14 protein-coding genes are annotated in these 15,025 nt (G+C 52.6%); 1 reads left to right on the forward strand and 13 read right to left on the reverse strand.

Translation table 11 applies throughout. The annotated features are described in order from the left end of the window. Nucleotides 1-51: 51 nt before the first annotated feature. The 10 genes from J1G34_RS12010 to J1G34_RS12055 form a co-directional block, all read right to left on the reverse strand. Nucleotides 52-1,170 carry an alcohol dehydrogenase catalytic domain-containing protein gene (locus J1G34_RS12010; RefSeq protein ID WP_065892871.1) on the reverse strand — a complete coding sequence of 373 codons (1,119 nt, stop codon included), beginning with the start codon at nt 1,168-1,170 and terminating at the stop codon, nt 52-54. Nucleotides 1,171-1,235: 65 nt separating this feature from the next. Beyond that, on the reverse strand, nt 1,236-2,201 hold the full coding sequence (locus J1G34_RS12015; RefSeq protein ID WP_058422015.1) for a VOC family protein: 966 nt from the start codon (nt 2,199-2,201) through the stop codon (nt 1,236-1,238). 56 nt (nt 2,202-2,257) lie between these two features. Beyond that, nucleotides 2,258-2,575, reverse strand: coding sequence for an NIPSNAP family protein (locus J1G34_RS12020; RefSeq protein ID WP_017138683.1), 318 nt, complete (start codon nt 2,573-2,575; stop codon nt 2,258-2,260). A 20-nt stretch (nt 2,576-2,595) separates the two neighbouring features. Continuing rightward, entirely contained in the window at nt 2,596-3,495 is a 900-nt protein-coding gene (gene dapA / locus J1G34_RS12025; RefSeq protein WP_130138015.1) for a 4-hydroxy-tetrahydrodipicolinate synthase, read from the reverse strand. A 47-nt stretch (nt 3,496-3,542) separates the two neighbouring features. Then, on the reverse strand, nt 3,543-4,295 hold the full coding sequence (locus J1G34_RS12030) for an SDR family oxidoreductase (RefSeq protein WP_065896210.1): 753 nt from the start codon (nt 4,293-4,295) through the stop codon (nt 3,543-3,545). Further along, nucleotides 4,292-6,070: an acetolactate synthase catalytic subunit gene (locus tag J1G34_RS12035; RefSeq protein ID WP_065935834.1), complete on the reverse strand. Its 1,779-nt coding sequence runs from the start codon at nt 6,068-6,070 to the stop codon at nt 4,292-4,294. The genes J1G34_RS12030 and J1G34_RS12035 overlap by 4 nt, the downstream gene beginning before the upstream one ends. Nucleotides 6,071-6,256: 186 nt before the next feature. After that, a complete protein-coding gene (locus tag J1G34_RS12040) occupies nt 6,257-7,597 on the reverse strand; it encodes an MFS transporter (RefSeq protein WP_065892874.1) in 1,341 nt (446 codons plus the stop codon). 49 nt (nt 7,598-7,646) lie between these two features. After that, nucleotides 7,647-8,921, reverse strand: a complete 1,275-nt coding sequence (locus tag J1G34_RS12045; protein ID WP_222994100.1) for an OprD family porin — start codon at nt 8,919-8,921, stop codon at nt 7,647-7,649. A gap of 74 nt (nt 8,922-8,995) precedes the next feature. Further along, nucleotides 8,996-9,496, reverse strand: coding sequence for a flavin reductase family protein (locus J1G34_RS27645; RefSeq protein WP_222994101.1), 501 nt, complete (start codon nt 9,494-9,496; stop codon nt 8,996-8,998). 79 nt (nt 9,497-9,575) lie between these two features. Next, a complete protein-coding gene (locus tag J1G34_RS12055) occupies nt 9,576-11,048 on the reverse strand; it encodes a 4-hydroxyphenylacetate 3-hydroxylase family protein (RefSeq protein WP_222994102.1) in 1,473 nt (490 codons plus the stop codon). Nucleotides 11,049-11,496: 448 nt separating this feature from the next. Here J1G34_RS12055 and J1G34_RS12060 point away from each other — a divergent pair, with 448 nt between their 5' ends. After that, complete coding sequence (locus J1G34_RS12060; RefSeq protein WP_065896214.1) at nt 11,497-12,174, forward strand: GntR family transcriptional regulator; 678 nt, start codon at nt 11,497-11,499, stop codon at nt 12,172-12,174. An 18-nt stretch (nt 12,175-12,192) separates the two neighbouring features. Here the strand turns inward: J1G34_RS12060 and J1G34_RS12065 are convergent, their stop codons facing one another. From J1G34_RS12065 to J1G34_RS12075, 3 genes are read right to left on the reverse strand one after another with little or no spacing between them, the layout of a single operon-like run. Then, the gene (locus J1G34_RS12065; protein WP_172833046.1) at nt 12,193-13,098 is read right to left on the reverse strand and encodes a SphA family protein; all 906 of its coding nucleotides are present in this window, start codon (nt 13,096-13,098) and stop codon (nt 12,193-12,195) included. 59 nt (nt 13,099-13,157) lie between these two features. Further along, nucleotides 13,158-13,694 (reverse strand): cupin domain-containing protein, encoded by a 537-nt coding sequence (locus J1G34_RS27175; RefSeq protein WP_262411788.1) that lies wholly within the window; start codon nt 13,692-13,694, stop codon nt 13,158-13,160. Between the two features lie 50 nt (nt 13,695-13,744). Beyond that, complete coding sequence (locus J1G34_RS12075) at nt 13,745-14,857, reverse strand: alcohol dehydrogenase catalytic domain-containing protein (protein WP_176717559.1); 1,113 nt, start codon at nt 14,855-14,857, stop codon at nt 13,745-13,747. Between the last annotated feature and the right edge of the window lie 168 nt (nt 14,858-15,025).

A 15,025-nucleotide genomic window follows, 5' to 3' on the forward strand; every position in this document is an offset into this window, starting at 1 on the left:
ATTGTTCTGGAATCCCTGCGGCCGATGTTGAATCGGCCGTAGGGAGCGCACTTACGCTTGCGGGTTTATAACGAAATTAGTGAATCCACCATGTCGCCCGGCTATGGAATCCAAGGCTTCGTTGATGCGGCTCAGCCCAAAACCAGTCGTCTCGAATACCGACAGATCGAGAACGCCTCGCTCCGCCATGTCAGCAATATCCTGTCCCTGGCCGGCTGTGAACCAGTTAGAACCCAGCCACTGAACCTGGGCTGCCATTAGCTTGAACAGATTCATCGGAACCAACTCAGACACACCACCCACATGCACAGCTTGCGCACCACGATGCAGGCAATCGATCGCATCAGTGACTGCGCTTGCAGGCGCTCCCGGCCCCAAGGTGTCGACAACGAGATCAACCCCTGCTCCGTTGGTATTAGAAAAGGCCCACTCTGACAAGGAGTTGCCGTCAGACGTTGAGAATGTTTCGATTCGCTGAGGGGCTAACTGGCGAACTTGCTCCAGAAGCGCCTTATCCCTGGCGACAGCAAAGATACGAGTGACGCCAAGCGCTAGCGCCAATAGCACAGCGCCAAGACCAAGAGTCCCGCTTGCACCGTTGACCAACACAGTCATACCAGGGCCCGCTTTACCACGCTTAAGAGCAGCGTACGCCGTTCCCAGATACCCGAACCGCGCCGCCTGATCGAACGTTACATTATCTGGCAGCTTCACAAGGCTATATTGGGGAGCTGTCATAAACTGCGAGAAGCCACCGTAGGGGTAGTGCTTCAAAAGATCATTCGCCTCGGGCGAAAAACCGAAATAACCCGAGTAGCCGAAGCGCTCGCAGCTCAGGGGATCACCCTTGCGGCAGCAGCGGCATGTGCCACAGAACCGAGCCGGATTTACATAAACCCTATCGCCCTCTTTAAAGTTGAAAACGCGTTTTCCGACCCCGACAACGGTACCGGCAGGGTCCAAACCGAAAATGGCAGGTAACTTCGGCAGCGGCAGATCTGGAAACCAGGTTGGATAGTTCTTGATCACGTTCCCAAGGTTGGGCACGACACCACACGACTCTACTCGTACAAGCACTTCATCGCTGTCAGGAGTAGGAATATCGATTTCGTCCACACTCATCGGGGAACCGATATCGTGAAGCCGAGCGGCACGCATTTTATTAGTCATTTGAATTCTCCATTTTGTTATTGATAGCGGAGTTATTTTTCACTCATGCTGCACGCTGACACGGATCACTTTCGCGTCGCGTTGTACAACCCTTCAATTACGTTTACGTTGGCACGTGCACCATCTTGAGCGGCGGCCATCCTGATACGTCTAGCCTCTTCCTGGCCTTCTGGAGGCAGCCAGTTGCGGTCATGCCCCCAGAAACTGGGCCCGTGGACGACTTCATAGGGCTCCCACGTTTCGGGATCAATAACCAGCCCGCCCCAACCGCACTCAACCAGAAACCCGGATGGGCTCTTCGCATAGAATGAAACCACCTGATCGTTCGTATGCCTTCCCAACGTCGTTGCAATTCGCCCTTCATCCACCAACGCCAAGTCGTAGGCCTGTCCGACGTCATCAAGACTCAAGGTTTCAAACATGAGGTGGTGGATACCAACCTTGCCCGTTTCCAGAATTGCCAGACTATGGTGACGTTGGTTTAGATGCAGGAAGATCGCCTTGAACGGTCGCTCGAAATAGTCACTCAGATGAAAACCCAAAAGGTCACGGTAAAACGGCAAAATATCCTTGGCGCTTGGTACGGTGAGGACCACATGGCCAATGCCCATGTCCCCAGTCCGGAAACCTTGCATCGTACGTCCTGGAATGAAGGGCGTTCCTGCCTCAGCCAATCCGTGATAGACCTCAATGCGATTGCCAATGGGATCTGAAAAAACAATCAAGTCCCGAACCTGCCTTTGCTCACAAAGGGAGCGCGACCCACGATTGACGCGTACCTGTGCCTGTTCCAAACGCATAGCGAATTGGTCCAGAGCCGCAGCGTCGGCAACCTCCCATCCCATGAAGCCAAGGCCGTTGCGGTTCGCTTCGTTGACTGTCAAACGTTGTTTACGGTCATCCATCCTGAAGGACATACCATCACTCACCGTTTCGGTAAGCTGAAGCCCAAGAAAGCGAGAGCCGTAATCCTTCCAACCAGAGGAGTCGGTAGTATCGACTCCCAAATAACCCAGAGCTTTAAGCATCATTTCTGCATTTCCTCTGTCGTCGCTGTTGCATTTACCGCTATAGCGAGTCGCCTCGTTTAGAAATGAGATGGGGAAAATGCAGTGGGTAGCAGGATTTTGCTTTCTTGCTTCTGCATCACGCTAATGGTCGATTTGGATGGATCCGTCCACTCTGGATCAGACCAGAGCGCCTTACGACGGGCTTCACGATCAGCATAATTTTCGTACGCCCAGAGCTGAACGATTTGATTGAGCTCACCCGTGTCAGTCGTGTAGTAACCAACCAGATTACCTAGATGTTTTTTCTGAATCGGGAAGCGCTCTTTCTCAAAAAACGGCAACCATTCACGAAGTTTTCCAGGCAGAAGCGTGTAGGTCCGCATTTCTACGATCATTGGTTAGATCCTTATTGTAATTAGGTGATGTGATTAACTTTCACGATCCCGGCATCTCGCATCGCAGATGCGAGAACCGGCCTTGCCTTTTCAGAAAGAGGAACCAGCGGTAGTCGGCAGTGGGGCTTGATTAGCCCTAGCTCCCCCAGGGCCCATTTCGTCGGCGATGGGCTGCTCTCGATGAACAGTGCTTGGTGAAGAGGCATCAGTTGCAAGTTAAGCGCCGACGCTGCTTTTGCCTCTCCTGCCAATGCGCGCTCACAGAGCTGAGCCATTAGACGGGGGGCAACGTTCGCAGTAACGCTTATCGTCCCCTCCCCTCCAAGTAGCATTAGCGCCACAGCTGTAGGGTCATCACCTGAATACAAGCTAAAGCCGCTAGGTCTATAGCGAAGAATTTCAGAAGCCCTCTCGATACTGCCGGTAGCATCCTTGATACCAATAATGCTTGGCTCACATGCAAGCTTCAGAGTTAGCTCAACCCCAATATCTACCCCGGTTCGCGCAGGGACGTTGTAGAGCACAATAGGAAGGTCTACGGCCTGAGCGACGGCTCGAAAATGTTGAAACATGCCTTCCTGCGTAGGACGAACGTAGTAAGGAGCTACATGTAGCGCAGCGTCCGCACCAATCTTCTTAGCGAGCGCCGTCAACTCAATAGCTTCGCTGGTTGAGTTCGCACCTGCCCCTGCGATAACAGGTACGCGACTAGCCACCTGGCGAACCGCGAAGGCACATACCTCAATGTGCTCCTCGACGGAAAGCATGGCGGACTCGCCGGTAGTGCCCACGACGCAAAGGCCATGTGTTCCTTCGGCGATATGCCATTCGATAAGCCGCGCGAGGGACTCGTAGTCGACGCCTCCGTTCTCAAGCATCGGTGTAACAACAGCAACGATACTGCCTGCCAGGCTAACCATCACATACCTCTTCAGAACTGAATTGCACTGCAATCCGTCAAGTACACCTAGAGCTGCGGGGCGCCATAGGCCCCGTTCCAAACCGGTGAAATTACCAACTCATTAACACAGACATGACGGGGCATACTGGCGACAAACCTGACCGCAGCGGCGATATCCTCAGGTTTGAGCATCTTCGACAAAGCCGCCTCGGTGGGTGGCACTTTGCGACGCGACATGGCAGGCGTTGCGACTTCTGCAGGAGACAGCGCACAGGCTCGGATACCGTGTTGGTATTCAGAGGCATTGAGGCTGGTGGTCAACGCGATCACCGCTGCCTTGGCCGCGCTATAGGAAGGTCCTGGCTTGGCCGACACGAACCGACCGGCCCACGAGGCGATGTTGATTACCAACCCGCTCTTAAGCGCTCGCATCGATGGGAGCACCGCGTCGATCGTGTAGTAGACGCCGTTCAAATTGATCTGCGTGACCTGATCGAAATCTGAACTGGAGAGCTCTCCCCATGCGCGAGCCGCCACGTTCATCCCAGCATTCGCCACTAGGATACTTACCGGCCCGTAGTCAGATTCGATTTGGGCTACAGCACTACGAACCGCATCGAAAGATGTCACATCAACGCTTACAGCAGCAGCGTTCGGACTTAGGGTGTGCAAGCGTTCTAGCGCTTGCGCAAGCGCTGCTTCACCCCTGGCAGAAATCACAACAAAATGCCCGTCTTGTACAAGTGCTTCCGCTATTGCAAGACCGATTCCGCTCGACGCCCCCGTTACCCAGCAAACAGTTCGATTCGTGTTGCTCATGACACACCCCCGACTTCCAGGAACTCATCGCTTCCTGGATTCACGTCACCGCAGAAAAGCGAAAGCGGCGGGAACGCGTTGGGATCAATCATGACGTCCAGCAAAGCAGGAACACCGGCGGCGAATGCACGCTCCAGTGCACCCGCCATTTCAGCAGGATCACTTACAGTTTCGGCCCAGCAGCCAACAGCCCGCGCAATACCCGCATGGTCTACCGCTTGGAATCGGCAGGCGTCACTGTGCACACCGTAATGGACATGCTCGGCATGAAGTTCATAACCCAGAATGCTGTTATTCAAAACAATGAGAACCACTGGAATATTCATGCGCCGTGCTGTCTCAAGCTCCGACCAGCAGTGACCGAATCCACCATCGCCCTCAAGGGCGATCACTCGTGCATTCGGATGCGCTACCTTAGCCCCCAGCGCCATTGGATAACCCCAGCCCAAACCTGCGAGTCCTCGTGGAGTCAGAAAGCGAGATCCTGCACGGCGAGACGTGAGGAAGCTGGTGACCCAGTTGGTGGAGTAGCTCGCGTCTGCCACCACGATGTCATCTGGGCGCAGAATCTTGTCCAGTTCCGCCATCAGCGCCTCCGGTCGAAGCGCGCCATTGCGACCACTACCTATCGCAGCACGTGCTTCTCGCACTTGCGGTCGAGCAGCTTCGATTTCCGCTTTGACCGCTGCAGTCCGTTGAGCACCATGACTAAAGTCATGCGAAGCCAATGCCTGGATGAGCGAATCAACGGTGAGTCGCGCATCGCCCAATAAGCGCACAGAATCATAGTTGCGCCCGATTTCCATCGGGTCGATATCGATGTGGACGATCGTCGCGCCGTTTGGAACAATTTTCCAAGTGTCCGTCCCATTTTGATTGGTACGAGTACCAACCAGCAGAATCAGGTCGGCGTCAGTCAGATGGTGGCCGAGCTCATGACCGGGTGTGCCAGGCCCCATGCAGTTGCCAAAGACGCCCAGAGACAGCGGGCCGGTTTCGTCGACTGTCCCCTTGCCCATATTGGTTGTGGCAACGGGAATACCGCACAGCTCGCTCAAGCGATTGATACTAGCCGTCGCTCCAGAGAGATGCACACCACCACCGGCTACGATAATCGGTCGCTTGGCGCCTGCGATCAGCTTGGCAACGTGCTGTACAGCCTCCGGCGATGGAGCGAAGCGATCCAGTGGGAAATGCCCAAGATTGGAGGTGCGCGCCGGGCTGGATGTAGCAGGCTTGCGCAGCAGATCCATTGGCAAAATAAGCACAGCTGGCCCTGGTCGGCCGCTGGATGCAGCAGTGAAAGCCTGGTCAATGTAATCGTCCAGTCTGCTGACCTCTGTCAGACGTCTAACCCATTTTGCACAAGACTGAAAAAGGCTGACGTGGTCAAACTCCTGAAACGCGTTGCGGTCAGTCATGCCCATAGGCACGTCCTGAACGATCGCCACCATTGGAACTGATGCCTTCAATGCTTCCGCCAATGGCGCGACCAATAGGGTCGCTGCCGGACCATTTTGCGCAGCCACTACACCCACTTTGCCACTCACACGAGCATAGGCATCAGCCATTGCACCGCCTGCGTTTTCGGTACGGTAACCAACCTGACGGATACCATATTCATGAGCAATAACGAAGAAAGCGGCAGGAATGGCTTGACCGAACACATGAGTGACATCATGACGGCGCAGTGCAGCGGCAAGGACGTGAGCGGCAGTGGTGTTGGATTCTGTTGCGGCAGCTTGAGACTTATCCGCTTCTTGGGATTGTTTCACTTCGACCTCCTGAGTGCATTGCCCTAAGGCATTTGTGCGGTCCGCGTAGACGAACCTTTTTATTGGAATGCTAGCATGTAAGCTAAGCCTATGCGGTTAGCGAGTCAATGCTTGGTACGTGCTAATAACTGAATACGTTGCCGCCAAAACCATCGAATTGTTAGATATATACTTCCGGTGTGACTATCAAACAACAGAAGGCGAGTCGATAGATTTCTTGACCCTCACCACTGCCGGGGACAGTGCAAATAGCGTGAGCACCGCGCCGGTCAGCCCCAACATCGCGATGCCGATAATTCCAAGGTTCAAGCTCCCGGTTACGGTCTTGATGTAGCCCAGAATCGGAGGACTAACGAAGCCTGCGACGTTACCCAGCGTGCTGATGAATGCGATCCCTAATGGGGCCGATTTACGATCCAGATATCCAGGCGGTAGTGACCAAATCAAAGGCCCGCTCGCCCCCGTGCCGAAACTCGCCACGGCGAAGAAGAACAGCATCCAGGGAAGCGTTTGAGCGATGGTTCCTGCCACTAAACCAAAGCTGATCAAACCAAAGCAAAACACGAGATGCCACCGTCGCTCACGTAACACGTCTGAGCTCCAGCTTAGTGCGATAGCCCCCACAAATCCGAAAAGCAGGGGAATCGCAGACAGGAAACCGACATCCACAAGGGAGTTCACACCAGAGTCCTTAACGATCGTGGGAAGCCAAAAAAACAACAGGTAGTTGCTGCATGCCGCGGTAAAGAACAGGTAAGCCACTAAATAGTTAACGGGGTTACAAAGAATGTTCCTCATAACGCCCTTGGAGTGCTGCTCCTCAGGGATTTCGTCCTTTGCCAGGTCTTCCTTCACCAGTCGTTTTTCATCATCCGTCAACCAGGTCGCGTCGTCGGGGCGATCACGCAGTACGAAAAAACATAGGATACCCAGCAAGCAAGCCGGCGCACCTTCGACGACGAACACCCATTTCCATCCTGATAGCCCTCCCACCCCGTCCATATAAGTGATGATCCAACCGCTTAATGGAGACGCAATAGAGCCAGCTACTGCGTTGGCAACAAAAATAACTGCCGTGACACGAGCCCTCATAGATGAAGGAAACCAGAACGTCAGATAGAGAATGATGCCGGGTAGAAAGCCCGCCTCAAAAGCTCCCAGCAGCAGACGCAGGGTGATGAGGTGAGAAACGCTGGTAACAAATGCAGTGGCGACCGTCGCTAGCCCCCACAAGAACATGATGCGCAAAAAAGTCCGTCTGGCGCCCCATCGAGCTAACAGTGCATTACTCGGCATTTCACACAATGCATAGGTAATGAAGAAAGCACCGGCTGCAATCCCGAACCACGTAGCATTGATGCCAAGCTCCTCACTCATCTGCAGCTTGGTGAAGCCTAGATTGATTCGATCAATGAAGGCCACGCCGTAGCAGATAAACAAGAAAGGTATTATGCGCCACCAAATTTTGCGGTAAGCGGTTTTGCGCTTGATCGCTATTTCAAGCTGCAGCTCAGTTGACACGGTCATAACCTTCTCCACTTATTATTTTTAAATTGGGCTGGTACAGGTCGCGCTGCTACCAAAGGCTCATCGTGTAATCGATATTGATTCGCGTTTCATTGTCATCGCGCACGCTGGCGGCGCTAGAGAAGTCATTTCGGTATAGAGAGTGCCTTGCACGCACACTTACGCCTTTTAGGCTGCCTTGAAACGCGTAGCTGAGTTCAAGGTATCGCTCACTTTCAGTAAGACCTTGACCACCGAGAGTGGGCAGCTCGATATTGGAGCCCTTGATGTATCGAGTGGTTGCTTTGAGACCCGGCATGCCGAATGAGGCGAAGTCATAGCTGTAAAGCGCCTGCCAAGAGCGTTCTTTGGGGTTGAGGAACTCAGAACTAAGAAACCCCTCACTTACAACCAGCGGCTCAGTACCCGCCAGATAGGGCATCGCGGTATCACCATTAAGTTGCATGTATCCGGCACCGAAGCTTTGCGCGCCGTAGGTGTACGTGAACATGATCCCGGCATTCTTATTATCGACCTTACCTGCGCGGCCCTGGCCGCTTTCATCAGTCTGGTAAAATCGAAAATCTGTTTTCAGCTTGCCCCCGCCAACTTGCCAAAAGTGCTCAAACCCGAGGTAGTTTTTCTGGTAGATATCTTCCAGCTCGGCATAGAAATACTTCAAGTTCAGCGCAGGGGTGATCTGGTAGTCGCCCCCCATGAAAACAAATTTGTCTGATTCGGCGGTGGGTATGAAGCGACGGTTCGGCGAAGCCACTGACATTTTCTGGTAGTCAGTTGAATCCCGATAGTTGATGCGATCCAGATACCCTGCATGCAGACTAAATTTATCAATGTCAGTGGAGCGGATGTAGGCCCCTCGGAACGTCTGAGGAAGAAGTCTCGTTGGGCTGGCGAAAGCAATGGGGAGAAACGTTGATATTGAGCCTACCTGCAGCTCGGTCTTCGACACCTTTGCTTTAGCGGTAAGGCCCAACTCTGAATACTCATCAGACGCTCTGTGAGTGACCGCATCTCGAGGTAAAAGCCCGGTACCAGAACGATCAGGCGACGAGTCCAGCTTGATGCCCATCATTCCAACTGCGTCAAGCCCGAAGCCAACGACGCCAGGCGTGAATCCGGAGGTAAATCTCAATATGCCCCCTTGCGCCCATTCCCGAGCGGCGCTCTGTAGGGTTGTTCCTTTGTAATCGCGATCAAAATAGTAGTTGCGCAGCGTAACTGTGGCTTTGCTATCTTCAAAATATCCCTGCGCGTTGGCAATGCCGCAAATCGAAAATGCGATGGGTAATGATGCCCACCCAAGAACGTTTTTATAATCGTTCATCTGACGCCCTATCTTGTTTTTATATTATTCGCCGTTAAAAACTGTTCGCAACAATACTGATATTAACTACAAGGTTACGTCTCCAGTGGAATATGTTTCCCCCTCCAATGCAGTAAAGGGGACTTATCGAAGACGCGACTTCTGGTAACCCGACCAATGAAGATTGTGTGATCCCCGCCGACGACCATTTTTTCTACCTCACACTCCAGCCACGCCAGACAGTTATCTATGAGCGGTAAACCGTGCAGACCAGGTGTGGATGAAACTGTCGCAAAACGATCTATTGGCTTGCAGAAATTTCTCGAAACATCCTCTTGATCAGAGGCGAGAATATTTATCGCGAAATACTTCGACCTCTGAAACTTCTGGAATGAAAAGGACTCGGTCGTAATGCTCCATTGAATCAGCGGAGGATTAAGAGAAAGAGAGCAAAAAGAACTAGCGGTCATTCCATATGGTCGCCCCTGCTCATCAAGAACCGAAACTACAGTTATTCCCGTGACAAATTGACCCACAGCGCCTCGGAATTCACTTGTACTAACTCCAGGCGCCACTCCGATATTGAGCTGCGTCATATCCGACCTCGTATAATAAAGTCTTGGATTTTAAGTAAGTAGCTAGCTGCGGACACTTTTGCGCCCGCTTACAGTGTCATCACAGGCACGAGGCCGGTTCTGGATTGCCTGCCAACTGCAATGCTTGGTTCACCAGGCGAATAGGATTCGGATCCTTGGAACTCAGGTAGTTCATGGCAAGGTTTCGTACAGGGTCGCCAGCGTAATAACGCTCGTACTGCACAAGCCGCTGACCGAACGCCTCCCCTGCGAGATCCCAGGCCAACTTAAATAGCTTCACGCGCTCCAGGGACGGCATGCCATCAGCGCCTTGGTAGTAAGCATGCAGATCATCTGCAATTTCCGACGCCTGGAAGTCCGCAGCGCTCGGCATCAGCATGAAGCCACCTGCACCGATCGTTTGCAGCACCTCAATCACCCGCGGATAGGCAGTAGGCAGCATGGTTCGAATGGCCTGTAGTGGTGCGAGATTAGGCTGGAGTGTTCCACGAGACGTCCGCTGGGCCTCAACCTCTGCACGCACCAACGCACTCTTGACCTGCTCAATATAACCAAGGCATTCGCCCAACATTTGTTGAACGTGAAGGAATTGGTCAGCTTTGATGGAGCGCGCTACGGCCATCGCAAGCCCGACGGAAAACTGCATCTTAACCAATGCACGGGTATTGGTTTGATGTGCCGTGTGATTACGCACGCCGGTAGTGGCGTAGAGACGGTTAGAGAGCTCAACATTTCGGTAGCAGAAAACACGCCCCCAAGGCACAAACACATTGTTGAATACCAGCAGAGAATCGTTTTCTTCAAAGCGCGTTGAAAGCGGGTGATCGAAGCTCGTGCGCCCTTCAACATAGTAAGGGTCGCGACAGATTTGTCGAAGGCCTTCAATGTGGGTCGGCACCGCAAATACCAACGCATGATCTTCGTCACCTGCTTTGAAGGATGGCAGGTTGTACATAACCATTTCGTCTGACACCGGCCCCAGCGTGGCAATCATCCGGGCTCCGCTTACGTAGATGCCTTCAGCACTTTCGCGTACAACCCGAAGGTGCATGTTGCCCATTTGCGAAGACTGCTTAGAACGATCATTTTGCGGCGTAATCAGTGCATGACTTAAGAACAGATCATTGTCACGGATATATTCGTAGTAACGTTCGACGTTGTCAGCGTACTGCTGCCCACCCTCGGCGAAAGTATCGCGTGCCTCCCAGAACGCCAAGAGAGTTACGTTCATAAAATCAGGAGAGCGGCCCATTAGCCCAAAATTGGTTTCAGCCCACACTTTGTATGCTTCACGACGCTTAGTCAGATCCTCGACGTTTTGCGCAGGATGAAACGCCATCCCCGCACGCTGTCCGGTGGAGGGGACAACATAAGTCACTTTATCTTGAAGCTCGGGATCATGCTGCGTGTCGTAAAGCTCGGCTAATTGCTTGACTGCGCCGCTGAATGCAGGGTGGGTCGTAACATCACTAACTTGGAACCCATTTACCCACACGTCGCGACGATTTTCTTTAAGGCCAGCTATGAACTCTTTACCAGAACGAATACCCATTGGACTTTCCTTATTTTTATTAAGTCGAACGAAACTCTGCCAAAAAAGGCCTGCTTTTGTGCATACACATCATATATAAACATTGGCGCGCAATTAACTTGACGTGCGGGGATTTCTTGGGGGAAGTGGGATTTGAATAAGCAAGCTTAAGTAAGCCTCGCGCTCGAGGATGGGCTGCGATCGAGCCGTAGCTTGGGCAGCTATATGGGGCAGTCGCAAGGCATTGCTCATACCTGAATACTCCGCGTGGCAGTTCATCTGCTTTTATATTTCTTATTTGGCATGCTAGCATGCAAGTTGTTGTTGTCAACTGATTTACGTTCAGTTACGCGACCGTTGCTCGCCACGAAAGCCGTCCTGGATCTGCGTCCCTTGTAGATCAAGCCTTTGCGCACTAAAGTGGACGAATGCGCACTCCCCTCGATTGCACCTCACCTACCGAAGACCTATGCATACGCCAAACAAAAAATTCGCGATCTATCAAGAAATCTTGCAGCGCTTGCTAACCCGCCGCTATCGCTTCGGCGAGAAAATTTTCGTGAAGGAAATTGGCGAATCGACGGGAGTCAGTCGGCAGCCAATAATGACCGCACTGAATAGCCTGCAAGAGCGGGGATTTGTTCAAATCATTGCACAGGTTGGCTGCCAAGTGGTGCAACCGAGCCCAGATGAGGTTGCTGATTTCTATCGAATGTTCGCCAATACCGAAGGCCTGATCGCAAGCCTTGCAGCAGAGCGCGGAACGCCTCTGGAGGTCGCAAGGCTTCAAGAGTTAAATGAACAGATCGCACGGATCAACCCAGCCCACAGTGATGCCTCGGAGAGCTATAGAAACCTGAACGTTGACTTCCACCGGCTTCTCCATGCGATGGCACGGTCACCTATCGTGTCGACACGGCAGATGGCCAATTTCGAACTGTCAGACTTTTTCATCGTTCAAAGTTGTGGCTTTCAGGCGCACCTGCCTGACGTAACCGGCGAACATGACGAGATAATCGCAGCGCTGAGCACCCGCAACGACAAACAGTGTAAAAAGGCGGCGATGGCGCACATTGACAGCGTATCAAGGCATGTTATCGAGGCAATGCAGCGCCTGCACAGCGAGGAGATGGCTGCCACGGTTTGAGCCGTAGCAGCCACGTGCTTATAGTGGAAACGCAGCTTCAAGCCAGACTGAGTCACCCTGAGGACCATTTTTCACATTGGTCTCATGCAGCCATTTGAGCACCACACCGGTGTTCTGGTTGAATGAGTAAAACAGCTGAGGGCCCACACCCACCTTTCTCAGCCGATTGCCCCCAGGTAAGTTGTCGCCGCTGACATTGTCATCCGACATCTGCTTGGTGTAGTACCCAGCCAAACCAAACTGAAGTTTTGGCATAGAGGGAAAGCGGTACCCCAATAAGTAGTCGACATTAAACACGTTGCCGGAGCGGTAGTCTGTATCCTTGTTTCGCTCATTGAATGAATAAGTGGGCGCCAGAGAAACTTCCCAGTCCGGATGTGGGAACCAAGTCAGCGCAAACTCTGAAATATAAGTTGTATAATTTGGCGTAGTGTTGGCCAAATCATTCTTGTCATAGCCTCCCAATGGTTTAAAGACACTGACGCCGGCGAGCAGATGAAGATTAGGGGCCGGAGAGTAAAGCACGTTCAAAGGACTGATATAGGTCTGCCGCATCCCCGTTTTAGAATCGGACGCTCCTCCGGCCTTTATATTTACGTGTCCCCCAGTACCAATAATTCCGCTTGTGAATCGAACACCTGATTCAGTTTGATAATCCCAGGTATGAACGAGACGTATCGCCTGAATATAATTTTCCAAATTGAACCCTGGAACGCTGGAGCGCCCGGAGTTATCTTTGTAATTTCCAGCATGATAATAAACAGTATAACTATAGAACTCGGTTTCTCCTGGGCTCGGCATCAAAGCGGGTACAACGGTTTGCACACCCAACGGCCAGGTTGTATCACCCCGTTCCGTTGCCATGGCTAAATTCGCTGCGCAGGTAGCAGCCACAGATACGCACAAAAATGCATACGCTTTCATAATCAATCTCACTTTTTTGTTATTGGATGTGGATTGTTCGGATTTCTAAACAGGAGTATTTATTGCTTATTGGTACCTACCAAGACAAACGCTAACGTAGCAGGAACATCACCTTGGTTTCTCCAGGCGTGAATATTCCCTTGTTGAATGATGACGTTATGCTTTTCTAGCTTCACTATGACGCCATCGTCGAGCTCAAGCCAAATGGTACCTTCAAGCACGACGCCATAATCAACTGTCGGGGTCGAGTGCATTCCTGGTCGTTCGGGATCAAAATGATCCACCATCCCTGTCAGATGCTCTTGTTGCTCGGCAAAGGCTGCCTGATGACTGAAATCCGGATGCGCAAAAATCGAGTCAGGAGGAAAGGTGACAATTTCAAGCCTCGTTTCCCCAGGCCCGGGAACAAACGAACTGCTCAGCGAGATTGCCTCATCTTTACCAGTAGAGAGTTGCTCTGATGCTGTCGTCGCCCAAACCAAGGAGGTAGAAAAACCAGGTAGATGTTCGTAGTCGTGAGAACGTGGTACCGGTCCATCATTCAGAACAACCGAACGGCCATCGACCGTTCCCACCACTAAACGCCTAATTGTCATAGATCACCTCTGAAATAAGACTGGCGCAGCTCGATGCCGCGCCAGTTCGATTAATGGCCTGGCGTTACAACAACGTTCGTGAAACCACCTTTACGGTTTTCCAAGGCGTCCAGAGCGTCATTCACTTCAGATAGCGGGAAAACCTCTTGATCAAATTTTGTCAAATCGAGCGTACCGGCAGCCGCCATCTCCGCCATGTCCTGACCTTCTGCAACCGTGAACCATAGCGAACCGATGATGCTGATCTGGTAGCACATCAGCTGGAACATTGGCACGGGCAAGTCTTCAGACATGCCCCCAATGTCGACCATACGCCCTCCCCTACGAAGCGATTTGATCCCGTCGACGGTGATTTGATGGGGAGCTCCGGGGCCGACTGCATCGATGAAAACGTCGGCGCCCAGGCCTTGGGTATGCTCGCGAACCCATTCATCAACAGGCCGTTCTCCGAGAGAAAGTACGTGCACGCGAGACGGATCCAACTGGCGGACTCTTTCGAGCAGTTCGCGGTTACGGGCCATGCCGAGCACTTTCGTTGCTCCCATAGCGAGCGCGAGCATCACAGCTCCAACCCCCAACGTTCCCGAAGCGCCATTGATCAATACTGTCTGCCCAGAACCTACATTCGCTTTGCGCAATGCAGAGTAGGCAGTGCCGAGATAACCGAAACGACAGCCTTGTTCGAAACTGATGGATTCCGGGAGCTTCACGAGCCCGTTGACAGGCGCCGTCATGAACTCGCAGAAGCCACCATAAGGGTAATCTTCAAACACTCGTTGCGAGCCAGCACCGAAGCCAAAATATCCTTGGAAGGTGAATGCGGTGCAGTTGAGGTGCTGACCTCGCAAGCACGCGTGGCAAGACCCGCAGCTTCTGCCTGGGTTGACGTATACACGATCGCCCGGCTTAACCGAATGCACTTGGCTACCTACTGCCTTGACTACCCCGGAGGCATCTAAGCCATAGATGGCTGGCAATTTAGGCAGGGGAAGATAGGGGAACCACTCAGGATAACGCTCGATAACGTTACGCAGGTTAGGGACAACGTTGCAGGCTTTAACGTGCACCAACACGTCCGTTGGCCCAATGGCAGGAATGTCGATTTCGTCGATCACAAAGGTCGGGCCGACATTGTGAAGTCGAGCTGCTTGCATTTTGCCCATGATTTTATCCTTATTAGGTGAGCACACACATGTACTCCTGCTAGCCACAGAAGGAGCTGTAGGTTGGTACGGAACTGATAAGAGTCGTTCGGAGACAAGCCCAGAGCACTAGGGCTGTTGATCTGGGGGGCGCATTCGCGCCTTGGGGATGGTTACTGCACAAGCCAA

Source organism: Pseudomonas sp. Wu6 (assembly GCF_019891515.1).
Classification (GTDB): Bacteria; Pseudomonadota; Gammaproteobacteria; order Pseudomonadales; family Pseudomonadaceae; genus Aquipseudomonas; species Aquipseudomonas orientalis_A.